This is a genomic window from Acinetobacter sp. YH16031 (assembly GCF_013417335.1).
GTDB lineage: Bacteria > Pseudomonadota > Gammaproteobacteria > Pseudomonadales > Moraxellaceae > Acinetobacter.
Genome location: NZ_VPED01000026.1, coordinates 1 through 18,385, shown reverse-complemented (window position 1 = coordinate 18,385; position 18,385 = coordinate 1). Strand labels below are relative to the sequence as shown.

The following is an 18,385-nucleotide window of genomic DNA, read 5'->3' as shown; positions in this document are numbered from 1 at the left end:
TGGTGCTATTTCGTTATTTTTATGCAGTCGTTACAGATTGACTGCACAGGATAAAATCAGCCTATGATTCATCTATTTTCTGTCGCGTAAAAAGTTACGATAATAGTCATTCAACTTTTTCACAATTGCTTTAAATTGCAGCAGATTTTCTTCAGTATTTCCTAATCTTGCATTAAAACGCTGATTGGCAATTTCCAGATCAATTTTTTCATTAATGATCATTGCAGTTGAATATAGCGCTTTTAAATCATCAAAAGTTTTCATGCGTCGGTTGGACAGGTATTCCAGCCGCTCGCCCAGCTCCTGATTTAAATTAATCCCATCCACAATATAGCCATTCCCTTCTACATATTGGATATGATTTTCTTCCAGAAAAACCTGAGCTGGATCAGGTTTATTTGATTTAAATATGTTACTGATTTTATCAAACATGCTATGCACTCAATTCATTGTGTCATCGATATAGTCTAGATGAAAATGCCCCAAACCCACAGACAGGATTTGAGGCAAATGGTTAAAATCAGTACGAGTCTATATTGGACTCATCCTTAAAAGTTCAGGATACCTGTTCCCATTGATTCATCATTGGAACTTCTGAAACCAGATTTTCAAAGGCAAAGATTTCATCCAGCTGAATTTCACTCAATAAACCCAGCTCCAGCACCACTTCAGGTACAGTTTTATTTTCACGAATACATTGCTTGCCAATTTCATCACAAGTGGCATGACCTAAAAGTGGTTCCAGTAAGGTAATAATCCCGATACTGCGCATCACTGCATTTAAACAGTTCTGTTCATTGGCCTGAATCCCGGCAATACATTTTTGTTGTAGGGTCTGCATACCTTGAGTTAATAATTGGATGGATTCATTCAGAGATACTGCAATGACCGGCTCCATGACATTGAGCTGTAATTGTCCTGCTTCTGCTGCCATCGTTATAGTCAGGTCATTACCAATCACACGGAACGCAATCTGATTGACTACTTCTGGAATGACCGGATTGACCTTGGCTGGCATGATAGAGGAACCTGCCTGCAATTCTGGCAAACGGATTTCCGCCAGACCGGTACGCGGGCCAGAACTCAAAAGCCGCAAGTCATTACAGATCTTGGATAACTTAACAGCCAGACGTTTCAGACTACTGGATAGAATAATAAACACGCCGCAATCGCTGGTCGCTTCGACATAATCTTCCGCGCCTTTTAAAGGTAGGCCAGTAATTTTCGCTAAAGTTTGTACTGCATGTTTGGCATAACCATCTGGAGTATTCACGCCGGTTCCAATGGCGGTCGCACCCAGATTCACTTCCAGCAATAACTGACGCATTTGCTCAATCAACTTCAGGTCTTCTTTTAATAAGGTTGCGAAAGCACGGAATTCCTGTTCCAGTGTCATTGGAACTGCATCCTGTAACTGGGTACGCCCCATCTTGATCACATACTGAAACTCTGATGCCTTGCTATATAAAGTATCAATCAACGATTTTTGTACATGAAGCAGTTCATCCAGACGTGTATAAGTCGCTAGACGTAGTGCCGTGGGATAGACGTCATTGGTCGATTGCGAAGTATTCACATGATCATTCGGATGTAAAATATGGTAATCGCCTTTACGATGCCCGAGCAATTCTAGCGCCCGATTTGCAATAACCTCATTCGCATTCATATTGATAGAAGTACCGGCTCCACCCTGATAAGGATCAAGCGGAAATGCTTCCTGCCAGTCCTGAGGTTGATGAATCAATTCATCACAGGCTTGTTGAATAGCAGTACTTTGTTGTTCTGATATTTTCTGAAAATGTAAATTCGTTTGTGCTGCTGCTTTTTTAACTTGCGCCAATGCGCGAATAAAGTGTGCTTGCTGGCCTACTGCCAGACCTGAGATCTGAAAATTCTCAATCGCACGCAAGGTATGAATACCATAATAGCTGTGCTGGGGAATTTGTTTTTTCCCCAATAAATCCTGTTCAATTCGACTTGATTCTATTTGCAACATATTGTCCATGTCATATTACTCTTAGCAATGATGCACCATTCAGAATGGCATTCATTCACTATGAAGAGAGGCCCTAAAAACAAATAGAAGTGATTTAAGCAGGATTTGAAACAAAATATGTCTAATTCGAGATTGTTGTTATTTTTGTAAAATTGTGTAATTAAAATACAAAAGTTCAATGAATTTAACTGTTTATTAAAATTATTTATTTTTCTTCAAAACCATGTGTAACTTTGCGTTTTACCCCCATCTACTAGTTCTTCATTTTTATTAGAAAATTCTTAATTTACACAAAATATACATAAAAGCTGATCAACTGTTACAGAGTGTAATTTTTAAACCATGTTTGAATCACTGCCCTGTGAACACAGTTCAAAAATCATCCCGGATGATGATGTTCAAAATTTAAGGATACTCTGCCTATGAGCTCGCTTAACCCGACACTGATAACTTTTATGTTTTATATCGTCGCCATGATTGGGATCGGTTTATATGCCTATCGTGCGACGTCCAATTTTGATGAATATATTCTGGGTGGGCGAAGTCTGGGCAGTGTAGTGACTGCGCTTTCCGCAGGTGCCTCTGATATGAGTGGCTGGCTGCTGATGGGCTTACCCGGAGCCATCTATTTTTCCGGTCTGTCAGAAGTCTGGATTGCGATTGGTCTGATTATTGGCGCTTGGTTCAACTGGCTACTGGTGGCTGGCCGTCTACGGGCGCATACCGAGTACCAGAACAATGCCCTAACTTTGCCCGATTATTTCACCAGTCGTTTTTCGGATAAGAAGCGGATTCTACGCTTACTCTCTGCGATTGTAATTTTAGTGTTCTTTGCAATTTACTGTGCTTCCGGCATGGTCGCAGGTGCACGTTTATTCGAGAGTTTGTTTGGCTGGGATTACACGACAGCACTTTGGCTCGGTGCAGTGGCCACGATTCTGTATGTGTGTATTGGCGGCTTCCTGGCGATCAGTTGGACCGATACTTTCCAGGCAGGCTTAATGATTTTTGCCCTGCTCATTACACCCATCATTACCTATCTGGCATTGGGTGATAATGCTCAACAAGTAGGTACTCTATTAGAAACTGCCCGTCCACATGCCTCCAATATGCTGGAAGGGCTAAGTTTTGTGGCAATTATTTCTAGCTTAGCTTGGGGCTTAGGCTATTTTGGTCAACCGCATATTCTTGTACGTTTTATGGCGGCAGATTCGGTCAAAACCATTCCAGCTGCACGCCGAATCGGGATGACCTGGATGATTCTGTGTCTGGTGGGTGCAATGTCGGCGGGCTATATCGGGATTGCTTATTTTGCCGCAAATCCTGACCTTCCTGCTGCTGCAATCGTCAACCAGAATCCTGAAACCGTGTTTATGGAACTGACTAAAATCCTGTTTAATCCCTGGATTGCAGGCATTATATTGGCGGCAATTCTGGCTGCGATTATGAGTACATTAAGCTGTCAGTTACTGGTCTGCTCGACTACCCTGACTGAAGATTTATACAAGGGATTCCTACGTAAAAATGCTTCGCAAAAAGAACTGATCTGGGTCGGTCGTGGCATGGTGATTGTGATTGCCTTGATTGCAATTTCATTGGCCATTAATCCAAATAGTAAAGTTCTGGGTCTGGTGGCTTATGCCTGGGCTGGCTTTGGCGCTGCCTTTGGTCCACTGATTATTTTCTCATTGTTCTGGAAACGCATGACCCTCAACGGCGCCATTGTCGGCATGGTGGTGGGTGCTGTAACTGTAATTGCCTGGAAAAATTATATGGGTGATACCGGTCTATACGAGATCATCCCGGGCTTTATTCTGGCAGCGCTAAGTATTGTGATTGTAAGTCTATTGGATAAAGCGCCAAGCCACGATGTAGTCAATCGTTTTGAACTGGCGAAAGCTGAATATCAGAAAGAAATGGCTGAAATGAATAAATAATCTTTCTATTTCAAATTAAAAAGGGACTTTATGTCCCTTTTGTTTTGTCTGAATTTATACCTTGGCTTTAGCTGGCATTTTCAGCTTGATCTGCTGGGTTTCCTTAATCACTTCCATGACCGGATAACTACGGGTTTCCTTTACCCCCGGTAATTGCCACAAAATATCACCGGAGATTTTGCGGAATTCATCCATATTGGCACAGCGAATTTTCACTACAAAATCAAAGCCTCCACTGATCATATGGCATTCCACGATATCGGGAATATGCTGTACCGCCTCGGAAAATTCTTCCAACACATTCGGTGTGGTTTTATCCAGCAGAATTTCGACAAAGACCACAAAACCGTTATTCAGCATAATTGGATTAAGTCGCGCTTCATAACCGAGAATAAATCCCTCCTTAGTCAGTTTTTGTACACGCGCCAGTACCGCAGTTGGTGAAAGATTCACCATCTCTGCCAGTTTAATATTGGAAATTTTCGATTCAGACTGCAGCAAATCAAGGATGCGAATATCTATTCGGTCAAGGCTTAAATATGGGCTATTCATTAGAATTATTCTCTAAAAATGATACAAACTATAGTGAGATATTCGTCAATTATTTTGGGATTATAGATTAAAACTCATTCAACTCAAAGAACCGATTGACGCAGTACAGGAAGTCACTATGTCCACTACAATACGCCCTAATTCGCACTCGAATGCAGTGAAGCAATCGAATTACATTGCTGAATTTAAGGATAAAAACCAATACGAACAGCGCATCAATACTGCATGGCGACGTGTCGAGTCTGAGTGCGTGGAAACACTGCTGGAACATAGTGAAATTTCTTCAGAACTGACGGATAAAATTCAGCGCCTGGCGTTTGATCTGGCACACTCCCTGCGCGAGCGTAAAGGCTCTGGTGGTAAAGCCGGTATCGTTCAAGGATTGCTTCAGGAATTTTCGCTCTCTTCTCAGGAAGGGATTGCCCTAATGTGTCTGGCAGAAGCTTTGCTGCGTATTCCGGATACGGCAACCCGTGACCTGCTGATCCGTGACAAGATCAATCAGGGCAACTGGAAAGAGCATCTGGGTCAAAGCCAACTAATGTTTGTGAATGCAGCAGCTTGGGGATTGATGCTGACTGGCAAACTGATGGAAACGCCTCAGCAAAAAAGCCTGTCGAGCTTATTGACTGGTCTTTTAGCACGTAGTGGCCGTGGCATTATCCGTAAAGCGGTGGACGCCGCAATGCGCATGATGGGCGAGCAGTTTGTCACTGGCGAAACCATTGATGAAGCCCTGAAAAATGCTGAACGTCTGGAAGATAAAGGTTTCCAATATTCTTATGACATGCTCGGTGAAGCAGCGCTGACCGATCCGGATGCAGAACGCTATTATCAGGATTATCAAGATGCGATTCATGCCATTGGCAAGGCATCAACAGATAAGGATGTTTATAACGGTCCGGGAATTTCTATCAAACTGTCTGCACTGCATCCACGTTATCAGCGTTCGCAAATGGATCGCGTGAATGATGAATTGTATTCAAAAGTACTGAATCTGGCAGTTCTGGCGAAAAACTATAATATCGGGCTGAATATTGATGCCGAAGAAACTGAGCGTCTGGAAATTTCCTTAGAGCTTTTAGAACGTCTTTGTTTTGAACCTGAACTCAATAACTGGAAAGGCATTGGTTTTGTGATTCAGGCCTACCAGAAACGCTGCTTCTATGTCGTGGATTACATCATTGATCTAGCTAAACGCAGCCAGAAACGCCTGATGATTCGTCTGGTGAAAGGTGCGTATTGGGATAGCGAGATCAAGAAAGCCCAGATCGAAGGTATGTCTGATTATCCGGTATTTACCCGTAAAGTGCATACTGACCTATCCTATATTGCCTGCGCACGTAAACTACTGGCAGAGCCGGACTATATTTACCCGCAATTTGCGACACATAATGCGCAGACTGTTGCCACGATTTATCAGCTCGCTAATCCAGACCGCTATTATGCCGGTCAATACGAATTCCAATGTCTGCATGGCATGGGTGAACCGCTATATGAAAATGTGGTAGGTGATAAAGCGGCTGGAAAACTTGGTGTTCCATGCCGGATCTATGCGCCGGTCGGTAACCATGAAACCCTACTGGCCTATCTGGTTCGTCGCTTGCTAGAAAATGGCGCGAATACCTCTTTCGTCAATCGCATTGCTGACAAGAGTTTAAAAGTCGAAGACCTAATTGAGAATCCGCGTCAAACCATTTTAAAAGCAGCTCAACAAGAAAATGCCTTAGGTGCCAAACACCCGCAGATTCCTTATCCAAAAGATTTATTCGGTGCTCTGCGTCCAAATTCGTCCGGTTTGGATCTGGCCAATGACGCAGACCTGCAAGCCTTAAATGAAGTTGCAACTGACTCGGCGAATAGCCAATTCCAGGCTGCTGCAATGGGTACTGCTTTCTCAGAAATTAACAGTCATCCTGTACAGATTATCAACCCAGCCCAGCATCAAGATGTGGTGGGTACTGTATATGAAGCAACGACTGAACAGGCAGAAATTGCCCTGACTCAGGCCGTAAATGCACAAAGTTTCTGGAGCAACTTGCCAAAGAATGAACGTGCTGCCTGTCTCAATAAAGCCGCTGACCTGATGCAACAACATTTGCTGCCACTGATGGTCTTACTGTCTCGTGAAGCTGGTAAAACTTATGCTAATGCGATTGCTGAAGTACGTGAAGCAATTGACTTCCTGCACTACTATGCTGGCCAGATGCTGGACCTGTCTAATGATGTACATATTCAGCCTTTAGGAACTGTACTCTGCATTAGTCCATGGAACTTCCCTTTAGCGATTTTTACTGGTCAAATTTCTGCAGCACTGGTTGCTGGCAATACTGTCATTGCCAAACCGGCTGAACAGACTCCATTGATTGCAGCTCAAGCTGTACAGATCCTCTGGGAAGCAGGCATACCACAAGATGTGTTGCAACTCTTACCGGGTCGTGGTGAAACCATTGGCGCTCAACTCAGCCAAGATTCCCGTATCCAAGGCATCATGTTTACCGGTTCTACCGAAGTAGCGAAGATTCTACAGAAGACCGTTGCAGAACGACTGAATCAGTTTGGCGAAAGCGTGACGCTGATTGCCGAAACTGGCGGTCAAAATGCCATGATCGTAGATTCATCAGCACTCACCGAACAGGTTGTACTGGATGTAGTTAACTCAGCCTTTGATAGTGCCGGTCAACGCTGTTCTGCCCTGCGTGTACTCTGTGTGCAGGAAGACAATCTAGATACTGTGCGTAAGATGCTACAAGGAGCCATGCAACAGCTACGTGTCGGCAATCCGGTTCTACTCAAAACCGATATTGGTCCAGTGATTGATGCCGAAGCATGGCAGAACATCCAAAAACATATTGATCAAATGCGTAGTAAAGGTCATCAAGTTCATCAACTGATGTTTAATCAAGATGCTTCCGATCTGGCTCAAGGTACTTTTATTCCACCGACCTTAATTGAACTGCCGAATTTAAATGATCTTGAGCGTGAAATCTTTGGTCCAGTACTACATCTGATTAGCTATAAAGCCGGCGAGCTGCCACAACTACTAGATCAGATCAACAGCAAAGGATATGGCCTGACTATGGGCCTACATACCCGGATCGATGAAACCATGCAGACTGTAATTTCAAAAGCACATGTCGGGAACTTGTATATCAACCGAAATATTGTCGGTGCTGTGGTGGGTGTACAGCCCTTTGGTGGTGAAGGTCTGTCTGGGACTGGTCCGAAAGCCGGTGGTCCACTTTATATCTACCGTTTAATGCATCAGGTGTCTGAGAAGAAACTGGCTCAGCCTTATGCGATGCAGTCTGCTCAGGCACTACTTAAAAATCCGGTGTCGCAAGATTTTAAGGATTGGGTAAGCAAGACTTTTCCACGGGTTTCTTTGCAAGCTCCTGCTCAGATTGCAACGGGACATAGCTTTAGCCTGCAAGGTCCAACGGGTGAAGAAAACCAGTACATGATCTTGCCGCGTGAGAGTGTGCTCTCTCTAGCAGAAAATGATATGGATCAGATTCAGCAAATCTTGGCGATCTTATCGGTTGGTAGCCGCCCGGCCGTACTCGCAGACAATACTTTTATACTCAAGTATCTGCAAAGCATGCCCGCAATTGTAGTGAAGGCCATTAAAGTTATCAAGGATATTGAATCGGGTGAATTTGAAGCTGTGCTGCATCATGGCGAGACTTCTGCATTGCTTGATCTACAGCAACGCATTTCAACACGGCAAGGAGCTATTGTAGGTATCACGCATTTAAGCTCTGGAAATTATGAGATTCCAGTGGAGCGTTTCGTGATTGAACGTGCAATCAGTATCAATACCGCAGCTGCAGGTGGCAATGCCAGTCTCATGACCATGTCAGGCCTATAAACAGCTTTAGTAGTTAAACTATTTTAATCCCTTTCCTCTTATGGCCAAATCTCTCCTCTTTGAAGATTTGGCCTTTTTTTAACAGCTTTTCCAGCCTGTTTCCCTGAATAGTCTTAGGCAGAACAGCAAATTTTTGCTACCATCTTGGCTTTCAAAATATTTGCGATTTTTTACTGCATATGACCTCATCTTATCAGCAACAACTGGATGCCAAAGTTGAACGCATTAGCGCGCAATTTGCCGAATATCAACCACCTGCCCTTGAAGTATTTGAGTCGCCTGAACAGTACTATCGCATGCGTGCTGAATTCCGGATCTGGCATACTGAAGATGACCTGTTCTATGCCATGTTTGAACGTGATGAGAACAATAACAAGAAAGTGATCCGTATTGATGAGTTCCCTGTGGCTGACCGCAGTATTAATGACTTAATGCCGCAATTGCTAGAAGCCTTCAAAGCCGATGCAACTCTGGGCCACCGCCTATTTGAAGTCCACTTTCTAGCAACACTAAAAGGTGAAGTACTGGTTTCCCTGATCTATCACCGCAAGCTGGATGAAAGCTGGGAACCTGCAGCTAAAGCACTGGCTGAAAAATTGAAGATCAAGCTGATTGGTCGTAGCCGTGGCCAGAAATTTGTCTTGAGCGATGAGTTTGTCGTAGAAGAACTCACTGTATTTGACCGTAAATATCAGTACAAACAGATCGAAAGCAGCTTCACCCAGCCGAATGCGCAAGTCTGCCAGAAAATGCTGGAATGGGCATGTAATGCCGCGCAGCAATCTGATAAAGATCTCTTAGAGCTGTATTGTGGCAATGGTAACTTTACCCTGCCACTCTCCACCCGCTTCCGTCGTGCATTGGCGACTGAATTGGCCAAGTCATCTGTCTATGCAGCTGAATGGAATATCGAACAGAACGGTATCGACAATATTCAGGTAGCACGTCTATCTGCTGAAGAATTTACGCAAGCTTTTAATGGTGAACGTACTTTCCGCCGTCTGCAAGAAGCCAATATTGATCTGTCAACTTATGACTTTGATACGGTATTTGTTGATCCGCCACGTGCAGGGATCGATGATGAAACACTGAAACTGCTACAGCGCTTTGAACGAATCATCTACATTTCTTGCAATCCGGACACATTACACGACAATCTGAAACAATTGTCCCAAACCCATAAAATTACCAAGTTTGCCCTGTTCGACCAGTTCCCTTATACCCACCATGTAGAGTCAGGCGTACTGCTGGAAAAACGCTAAAAATATTGTTTCAATTTATTTTTTTGTTACATAAATGGAGCTTTTGTTAGCTCCATTTTTATACATAAAATTAGTAACTTATGCATGAATTATCTTGTTTCAATCAAATAATATCGTTCAAAATGTCTTCTGCAATCGAAAATTTGAAATACTGACTGCTGCTTTTATCACATAGGTCCTATTGCTTTATTTATTAAATTGGATATATTTCACCCTATGTTAGGTTGTGTATGAAGGCTCTATGAGTTTCTGGCAGAAGTTGTTTTCAGATGAACAACAAAATGAACACAAGAACCAGATTGCTTGTGTTGAAAATGATTACTCTTGCAAGACAAATGAACAGCTCCTTGAAGCACTGTCTAAAGCAACTGATGAAGATATCATTATCGGAATCAAAAAAGTTCTAGCTTCTCGCGGTTATAGCCGTAAAGAACTCAATGAACTTCAGCACCTGCCGCTGCAATAAGCAGCTTAGGTCTTGATAAAAAGCATTTGCATACGCAAATGCTTTTTTTATATCTATCATTTGGATTTTTGCCTACCCTTCTTTGCTTTTAATCAGGTGGAACCTACTCCTTCTATCTAAACCTAAGTGTCTATATCTTTATTTCTTTTCAAATATGCAGATAAATGACTTTTCATATTTGCTTAGGCTATTTAGACATTATTATAGTTTAAGATCTGCCTCAATCAGTTCACATACAGCATTTATAAAGTTCGAAAAATTTAAAGATGACTGTCTAGACAACGAATTCTGGATAGAATTGAACCCTAAAACATCGATTAATTCACAAAAAAACAGTACACTTGCTGTTTAAAATACACTTGTTATTAAATGGCTTAATCTTTACATGCAGCGAACTAAACGGTTTCCCATAGGTGCGCATCTTATGGTTAAACATTTCGGTTATACTCATCACGGGATTTATGCCGGGCGTGGTCGTGTCATCCACTATTCTGGTTTTGCACATTTATTTAAGAAGCATCCAATTGAAATCACCTCAATTGAGAAATTCAGCAATGGCAAACCGATTCAGATCCAGTATTATGCTTCAGCAAAATATAAAGGCCGTAAAGTGGTTCGCCGTATGCGTTCCAGAATGCATGAAAATAACTATCACCTGATTATTAATAATTGTGAGCATCTCTGTACCTGGGCAATCACTGGTGTAGAAAGCAGCCCACAAGTCATTCAGATGATGAATCGCCTGACGACGATCGGTTATATCAGCTCCATGATGAGCTTTATGAATAGCCTTTTCCTGACCTTGACGACCACCTGTTTCGCCCTAGCTCTCTATATCAAGAAAAAGCTACGTGACAAGGCTAAACAACGTTTAGAGCAATATCGTGAGCTACATGAGCAGGTTAAAAACAATAGCTCAGATCTTGGCAATCATTTAAAACATCGTTAAGGTTTTAGTTTCTTGCTATTAAATTTTTTAAGACAACTATTTAAAATAAGATGACTTTCATTTGATTTATTTAATAATTAACTTTTCAATAAAACCTGTTCAAACCTAAGTTAAATAAGCTTTTTGAGCTTTAATTGCTTCAGGTAATTCTTGTCCTAAAGAACTCAGGGTTTCACGTTCGATCAATCTCACAATAGAATCTAAAGGCAGATCATTATCCTGAAATCCGAAAGGCTCTTCCAGTTCCGCACTCAGTTCATCTAGCCCTAACAACATATAGGCAATCAGGCCAACTAGAATCGGTGTCCATAAACCAAGACTGGCTTCCAGACTAAATGGCAGGATAAAACAGAAAGAATAAACAGCACGATGCAACAGCACCGAATAGGAAAATGGTAACGGCGTCGACAGGATCCGGTCACAACCCGCCTGTATATCACCCAAAGCCACTGTATGCTGATTCAAATTGTTATAAATAATATCTGTGATTTTGCCCTGTTTATAGAGCAGAACCAAATCTTTCTGGATCTGTTCCAGTACCCATTGTGATGCATTGATATGCGTGGGCAATTGTTCATATGTAGCAGCTTCAAAACCAGTGTGGGCCTGGTAATGCTGAATACTTTGCTGTTGCTGTCTCAAACGGTCACGTAATAAATGAGTGAACAGCATCATTCGATACAACAGGATTTCACGTGACTGATCATCAAGGACGTAACTATCACGACATAAATGACGTGTCGTAGCAATCAGCGCTCCCCACAGCTTGCGTCCTTCCCACCAGCGGTCATAACAGGCGGTATTACGAAAGCTGAGAAAGATCGACAGAATCACCCCGAAGATGGTAAAGCCTATGGCCGGCACTGCGGGAAAACTAAAGAAATGCGCCTGACGCAGATAGACCAGTAAGCCTGAAAGAAAAATTACCAGCCCCAAGGCAGGTAGAACTTTAGGCAAAATTGTGCCATGCCATGCGAACAATAGACTAAAGCTATTACTTTTATCACGAACAATCATTCATTCTTTCCTGCCACGATTGAAAAAGCCCAACCGGAGTTGGGCTTTTTAGGGATTTAGCTTAAATTATTTGCCAGGTTTAAAGCTGTCTTTCAAATCTAGAATACGGTTGAATACTGGTTTGTCGCTTGTATGATCATATTGATCCGCTACGAAATAACCTTCACGTTCAAACTGGAAACGATCTTCCGGTTTTGCCTGAGCCAGTGCAGGCTCAATAACTGCTTGAACCACTTTTAATGATTCAGGGTTCAGATTCGCCAGGAAGTCATCCCCGGTTTCAGGATCCGATTCAGTGAACAGACGATCGTAAATGCGAACTTCGGCAGGAATACCTTTGGTTGCAGATACCCAGTGAACCACCCCTTTTACCTTACGGCCTTCAGGATTTTTACCTAAAGTTTCAGGATCGATTGAGCATTTCAGTTCAACCACTTCACCGTTCGCATCTTTAATCACTTCATCACATTTGATGACATAAGCATGACGAAGACGCACTTCACCGCCCGGAATCAGACGTTTGAAGCCTTTAGGTGGCTCTTCTTCAAAGTCTTTACGGTCGATATAGATTTCTGAAGTGAGCGGAATAATACGTTCGCCCATATCCACGTTTGGATGACGTGAATGAGTCAGATCCATATCAGCTGGCAAATTGGTTAAAGTCACTTTCAGTGGATTCAATACTGCCATACCGCGAGCTGCAGTATTTTCTAAAGATTGACGGATACAATATTCAAGCATTGCTACATCAACGATACTGCCATCGACTTTAGATACTCCTACACGCTTACAGAAATCACGCAGACCTTCAGGCGTGAAACCACGACGGCGCATACCGACAACAGTCGGCATACGTGGATCATCCCACCCGTTAACATAACCGCCTTCAACCAGCTTGCGCAGCTTACGTTTAGAAGTGATGGTGTAATCAACATTCAGACGGCTAGATTCGTATTGACGTGGAACTGATGGCGATTTAACTTTTTCCACCACCCAGTCGTAGAATGGACGGTGATCCTGGAATTCCAGTGTACAAAGTGAATGCGTAATGCCTTCAATCGCATCTGATAATGGATGCGCATAGTCGTACATTGGATAAATTTTCCATTTATCGCCAGTCTGGTGATGCGCAGTATGCAGAATACGATACAGGATTGGATCACGCATATGCACATTTGGAGAATTCATATCAATCTTGGCACGCAATACCGCTTCGCCTTCAGCATATTCACCAATGCGCATTTTCTCGAAACGCTCAAGGTTTTCTTCCACAGTCGCATCGCGTTGTGGTGAGTTTTTACCTGGCTCTACAAAGTTACCGCGGTTTAGCTTGATCTCTTCCGGAGTTTGCAGATCCACATAGGCATCGCCCTGTTCAATCAGTTGAATTGCCCATGCATATAACTGGTCAAAATAGCTTGATGCATAGCGTGGCTCACCATTCCACTGGAAGCCCAGCCATTTCACATCATTGGCAATACCATCCACATATTCCTGCTCTTCTGCATCCGGGTTGGTATCATCAAAACGCAGGTTGCACAGGCCATCAAATTCTTCAGCAATACCGAAATTCAGGCAAATCGCTTTTACATGACCAATATGCAAATAACCATTTGGTTCAGGCGGGAAACGGGTGACCACTTGCTGGGTACGGCCAGCTGCTAGATCGTCAGTAATCACCTGGCGTACAAAGTCTAAGCCTGGTTGTTGTTCCTGCTGCTGCGCTGAATCGACTGCATTCTTATTTTGGGTCGGGTTGTCGGGCAGAGACGTCACAACATCATTTGGCTTCATGATTAATCATTCACTTCTAAAGTTAAAAAGGGATTAATGAATATGCAGTAGCTCACGCGGTCTAACTGTATTCACTAAATAAAGGTTCTTTAGTTTAACTATAGGTGAATGATCTCTCAACCGTTAACTTAGGTATTTGATTTCAATTCGTTCATTTTCAAATTGGAAAATACAATAGCTTACCAAATCGTAAAATATCCGCTTTTGACTGAGCCAGCAGATCAGTGCATGCTCTTAGGGTCAGACAAGCTTTATGAATACGAATGATCTAGAAGAAATGACTTTGTAAATCAATGCATAAATAAGATACGATTTTTATGTTTTTAACAAAGAAAATTATGTTTTTGCTTGCCTTGTCGATTGTAGTTTGCTTATGCTTCCTTCATTCAGAAAAAACCATGGCATTAGTCCATGATTAGGAGATTACACAATGAGTTTTCCTCAAGTCGAATTAAACACCAATAAAGGTCGTATTGTTCTTGAATTAAATGCTGAAAAAGCACCTAAAACAGTAGCTAACTTCTTGCAATATGTACGTGACGGTTTTTATGACGGCGTAATTTTCCACCGCGTTATTGATGGTTTCATGATCCAAGGCGGCGGCATGGATGAAAACTTCAAAGAAAAAGCAACACGTGATGCGATTGAAAACGAAGCTGACAACGGTTTAAGCAACGATGTAGGCACCATTGCAATGGCACGTACTCAAGCACCTCACTCTGCTTCTGCTCAGTTCTTTATTAACGTGAAAAACAACTCTTTCCTTAACCACACTGGCAAAACTGCACAAGGTTGGGGTTATGCAGTTTTTGGTAAAGTGGTTGAAGGCATGGACGTTGTTGATGCAATCAAAGGCGTTCGCACTGGCAACCGTGGCTACCACGCTGACGTTCCTCTAGAGAACGTTGTGATCGAATCTGCAAAAATCATTTCTGAGTAATTTTAAATCCTCCCTAACCCTCCTTTAATAAAGGAGGGAACCATCATTTTTAAAGATGGTTTTTCTCATCTCTTTTGCAGAGGGAGGTCGGGAGGGATTAAAAAATAAGGAAAAGATTCGTGACCTATCTGTTTATCTCAGATTTACATTTGTCACCTGATCACCCTCGACTCGTTCGGGGGTTTTTAGATTTATTAGCAGCTTATCAGCATAAAAATACCCAACTGTATATTTTGGGCGACTGGTTCAATGCTTGGATTGGAGATGACTACACTGCTCCCTGGCTGGATGAAATCGTCAATGCTTTAAAACAGTTTAATCAAGCCGGCAATCAGATCTATTTTCTCATCGGTAACCGCGACTTTGCCTTAGGCCAAGACTTTCTGGATCAATTTTCCGGACAGCTTTTACCTGAAGTGACCAGTTTAAATATCGGTTCGATCCGATACCGGATTGAACATGGCGATGCACTCTGTACCGATGATGTGTCCTATCAACGTTTCAGAAAAATCATCCGTCATCCCTGGATGTTAGGTTTTTTAAGAAAAATGCCTCTTAGCTTTCGAGCCAGACTCGCCAACGGTTTCCGCAAGAAAAGCCATGAAGCACAGCAATTGAAAAGCTATGAGGTTATGGATGTAAACCCATCTGCGGTAGAAGCAGCACTCAAAGAAGCAGATGTGCTGATTCATGGACATACTCACCGCGCTGCAATCCATGATGTAAATGGTAAAAAAAGAGTTGTTTTAGGAGATTGGAAAGCTGATTATGCTGAGATTTTAGAGCTGGGCAGCTCGGATATTGATATTCATAACATTCAGCTAAAAATCTGGTATTACCCATAAAAAAAGCAACTGCGAGCAGTTGCTTTTTTTATTTTATTTAACTTAAACGGTATAACTGGTTAAAACCAGTATAGAAACTTTTACCATCCAGATTAAATGGATATTGTTCACCATTTTCAAGTTCAATCATCTTGCCCACATTGACCATAATCATACCATTGATGGTATTTTGCTGACGTTGCATTGGTACAACTTTGACTTGAATTTCACAACCATTAATGGCGGTCGCGATAGACCATGTATTTAAATTTTTCAAAATATTCACTCATAATATGAGCTTTTTGTGATTAAACAAGGAGAGCTATAGACTAAAAATAAATCTTATTTCTGGGTTTGCTAGAGTTTTTTTAACAGGAAAACCTGTCTTTCGTGTATCACAATCAGCTAAAAATAAACCAGCGAAAACAGTATTCGCTTTAAAGTAATTATCTTATAACTCTTTTTTGACCAAATAGCAAAATTACATTGTAATGACATATGTCAAGAGTAGTATTTTTCAGATGCTTTTTCGCCTATCTGAATGTCCAGTAAAGAAGTATTTCAACATATAAAACAAACCGATCAACATCATGATACTAAAGCCAGAGATCAAATCACCTGAATCAAGAAAGTTTAAAACTGCCAGATATCCACTAAGCAATGTATAAGTCAGCATTAAAGACGAATAAGATACGTTGCCCTAAATGATAACGTTGTTGTTTTTTTGCTCATGGATCTGTTTTTGCTGCTCAAAAAATATATCAATTTCTTCTGGTTTCATTTTACAATCCCACCCATCTTATTTTTTAAACTACTATAGCTAAAGTAAATAAAAAAGCTCTGACAAATCAGAGCTTTTATAAAATATCTTCTATGTAAGTAATCAATATTGAGAAACCACAATTTACGACTCTCTGATATTTTTATAATCAATAACCGCCTTCTGACTTGATGACTTCAGCATCAGGTTTATATTTCGCCAAAAGTTCACGAAGCGAATTCATCAGAACACTGGTATCAACCCCTACTGCAACGAACTCAGTTCCAAGCGCCAGATATTTCTGGGTAGCTTCATGCTGCGTCGATAAAATCCCAGCAGCCTTACCTGATGCACGAATCCGCTGAATAGCGTCTACTACTGCTTTTTGTACTTCAGGATGGTTCGGATTCCCCTGATAACCCATAGTCGCTGAAAGATCTACCGCCCCAATAAATACACCATCAATCCCCTCAATCTTGAGGATTTCATCCAGATTTTCCAGACCTGTCACCGATTCAATCTGAATTAACAAACAGATATTTTCATGAGCAGTCTGATAATAATTCGGGATACTGTTCCAGCGTGTCGCACGTGCCAGCGCAGCACCCACACCACGAATTCCTTCCGGTGGATAACGGACTGCTTTGACCATTAATTCGGCCTGCTCCACAGTTTCTACCATAGGAATCAATAAGGTCTGTGCGCCAATATCGAGTAACTGCTTGATCAGTTGTACACTGCCTATTGGGGGGCGTACTACAGCTTGAGATGGATAAGCAGCGATACTCTGTAATTGAGAGAGCGTTATTCTTAAATCGCTTGGGGCATGCTCGCCATCAATCAAGAGCCAGTCATAGCCTGCATTTGCCGCAATTTCTGTCCCATACGCATCAGCCAGTCCGACCCACAAGCCAATTTGCTGCTGCGTCTTTAATTTACGTTTGAAGTAATTGGTATATTGCATCGGCCCACCTATCTTGCATGCTATTGCCTGAAGTTCTTATTAAACTCCTGTTACCAGAAACTGCCAATATACAAAAGCTTGCTTTTTATCTGATTTAACTCTTAGTTTTTCATAAAATTTCACTCAAGATTATATAAATACAGACTTTGCCGATGATGTTTTTATTGTAATAATCTTTTGATCAGAAAAATCTAGATGCCTAAAGCATATTTCTAAACGCCTTATCAAAAGATTGGAGTCCATCAATGGATTTACTCAAGATCGCTCAAACCCGTTATACCACTAAAGCTTATGACCCTAACAAGAAGGTTCCAGCAGAACAATTTGAACGTTTATTAGAAATCTTACGCCTGACGCCATCTTCGATTAACATTCAGCCTTGGCATTTTTTTATTGCCGACAATGATGCCGCTAAACAGCGTATTGCCAAAGCACTAGTTGGAACTTATGCCTACAATGCTCCCAAAGTGCTGGATTCTTCACATACCATTTTATTTTGTACCAAAGCCGATATTGACGAGTTACATCTGGACAATCTGTTAAATCGTGATGATCTCAGTGGTCGTTTTAAAGATGAGAGCGCCAAAGAAGGTCAAAAGAATACCCGTACCGGTTATGTACATTATTATCGTAATGAAAAAGGTGATATTCAGCGCTGGGCAGAAAACCAAACCTTTATTGCACTAGGACAGATCTTACTGGCTGCAGGAAGTGAAGGTATTGATGCCACACCGATCGGTGGTTTTGATGAAGACATTCTGAGTGAGGAATTACAGTTAGCTGAACAAGGCCTGATTCCATCAGTACTGCTTACTTTAGGTTATCGCAGTGAAAATGATTTCAATGCCAAATTGCCTAAATCTCGTCTGCAAGCTGAAGATATTTTCACCAGACTGTAAGCATTTTATGGTATAAAAGGGGTCTAGTGCCACTGCTGTCCCATAGTTTGCTTTAAATAAAAAAACCTGAGTCCTAACAGTTAAAATATGAGTGCAAACAAACACTTTAACGACCAGGATTCAGGTTTTGTCACATCAGAATACCGTATTTCAT

At 41.9% G+C, this 18,385-nt stretch carries 15 protein-coding genes; 8 read left to right on the top strand and 7 right to left on the bottom strand.

The genetic code is table 11. From position 1 onward, the window contains the following. Positions 1-72: 72 nt before the first annotated feature. Both FTV31_RS11490 and aspA read right to left on the bottom strand, forming a co-directional pair. Positions 73-432 carry a hypothetical protein gene (locus FTV31_RS11490; protein WP_180014977.1) on the bottom strand — a complete coding sequence of 120 codons (360 nt, stop codon included), beginning with the start codon at positions 430-432 and terminating at the stop codon, positions 73-75. 124 nt (positions 433-556) lie between these two features. Continuing rightward, positions 557-2,005, bottom strand: coding sequence for an aspartate ammonia-lyase (gene aspA, locus FTV31_RS11485; protein WP_180014975.1), 1,449 nt, complete (start codon positions 2,003-2,005; stop codon positions 557-559). Positions 2,006-2,418: 413 nt separating this feature from the next. Here aspA and putP point away from each other — a divergent pair, with 413 nt between their 5' ends. Then, positions 2,419-3,933, top strand: coding sequence for a sodium/proline symporter PutP (putP, locus tag FTV31_RS11480; protein ID WP_180014973.1), 1,515 nt, complete (start codon positions 2,419-2,421; stop codon positions 3,931-3,933). A gap of 54 nt (positions 3,934-3,987) precedes the next feature. On the opposite strand, the gene FTV31_RS11475 is transcribed toward putP, so the two are convergent. Next, on the bottom strand, positions 3,988-4,485 hold the full coding sequence (locus FTV31_RS11475; RefSeq protein ID WP_004786082.1) for an Lrp/AsnC ligand binding domain-containing protein: 498 nt from the start codon (positions 4,483-4,485) through the stop codon (positions 3,988-3,990). Positions 4,486-4,603: 118 nt separating this feature from the next. Here FTV31_RS11475 and putA point away from each other — a divergent pair, with 118 nt between their 5' ends. From putA to FTV31_RS11455, 4 genes are all read left to right on the top strand, one after another. Next, positions 4,604-8,356: a trifunctional transcriptional regulator/proline dehydrogenase/L-glutamate gamma-semialdehyde dehydrogenase gene (putA, locus tag FTV31_RS11470; protein WP_180014971.1), complete on the top strand. Its 3,753-nt coding sequence runs from the start codon at positions 4,604-4,606 to the stop codon at positions 8,354-8,356. Positions 8,357-8,535: 179 nt separating this feature from the next. Next, on the top strand, positions 8,536-9,618 hold the full coding sequence (gene trmA / locus FTV31_RS11465; RefSeq protein ID WP_125278317.1) for a tRNA (uridine(54)-C5)-methyltransferase TrmA: 1,083 nt from the start codon (positions 8,536-8,538) through the stop codon (positions 9,616-9,618). Between the two features lie 241 nt (positions 9,619-9,859). Beyond that, a complete protein-coding gene (locus tag FTV31_RS11460) occupies positions 9,860-10,084 on the top strand; it encodes a hypothetical protein (protein ID WP_180014969.1) in 225 nt (74 codons plus the stop codon). 385 nt (positions 10,085-10,469) lie between these two features. Next, the gene (locus tag FTV31_RS11455; RefSeq protein WP_180014967.1) at positions 10,470-11,033 is read left to right on the top strand and encodes a lecithin retinol acyltransferase family protein; all 564 of its coding nucleotides are present in this window, start codon (positions 10,470-10,472) and stop codon (positions 11,031-11,033) included. A 105-nt stretch (positions 11,034-11,138) separates the two neighbouring features. On the opposite strand, the gene FTV31_RS11450 is transcribed toward FTV31_RS11455, so the two are convergent. Both FTV31_RS11450 and FTV31_RS11445 read right to left on the bottom strand, forming a co-directional pair. After that, the gene (locus FTV31_RS11450) at positions 11,139-12,050 is read right to left on the bottom strand and encodes a bestrophin family protein (protein WP_180014965.1); all 912 of its coding nucleotides are present in this window, start codon (positions 12,048-12,050) and stop codon (positions 11,139-11,141) included. A 66-nt stretch (positions 12,051-12,116) separates the two neighbouring features. Further along, positions 12,117-13,844 (bottom strand): glutamine--tRNA ligase/YqeY domain fusion protein, encoded by a 1,728-nt coding sequence (locus FTV31_RS11445; RefSeq protein WP_180014963.1) that lies wholly within the window; start codon positions 13,842-13,844, stop codon positions 12,117-12,119. Between the two features lie 430 nt (positions 13,845-14,274). Between FTV31_RS11445 and FTV31_RS11440 the strand changes: the two genes are divergently transcribed. Beyond that, positions 14,275-14,784: a peptidylprolyl isomerase gene (locus tag FTV31_RS11440; RefSeq protein ID WP_004786097.1), complete on the top strand. Its 510-nt coding sequence runs from the start codon at positions 14,275-14,277 to the stop codon at positions 14,782-14,784. A gap of 119 nt (positions 14,785-14,903) precedes the next feature. Then, entirely contained in the window at positions 14,904-15,629 is a 726-nt protein-coding gene (locus FTV31_RS11435) for a UDP-2,3-diacylglucosamine diphosphatase (protein WP_180014961.1), read from the top strand. Positions 15,630-15,666: 37 nt separating this feature from the next. Here the strand turns inward: FTV31_RS11435 and FTV31_RS11430 are convergent, their stop codons facing one another. Then, the gene (locus FTV31_RS11430) at positions 15,667-15,885 is read right to left on the bottom strand and encodes a hypothetical protein (protein WP_004786100.1); all 219 of its coding nucleotides are present in this window, start codon (positions 15,883-15,885) and stop codon (positions 15,667-15,669) included. 652 nt (positions 15,886-16,537) lie between these two features. Further along, positions 16,538-17,332 (bottom strand): 4-hydroxy-2-oxoheptanedioate aldolase, encoded by a 795-nt coding sequence (gene hpaI / locus FTV31_RS11425; protein ID WP_180014959.1) that lies wholly within the window; start codon positions 17,330-17,332, stop codon positions 16,538-16,540. Between the two features lie 245 nt (positions 17,333-17,577). Here hpaI and nfsB point away from each other — a divergent pair, with 245 nt between their 5' ends. Continuing rightward, on the top strand, positions 17,578-18,231 hold the full coding sequence (nfsB, locus tag FTV31_RS11420; protein WP_180014957.1) for an oxygen-insensitive NAD(P)H nitroreductase: 654 nt from the start codon (positions 17,578-17,580) through the stop codon (positions 18,229-18,231). Positions 18,232-18,385 lie beyond the last annotated feature (154 nt).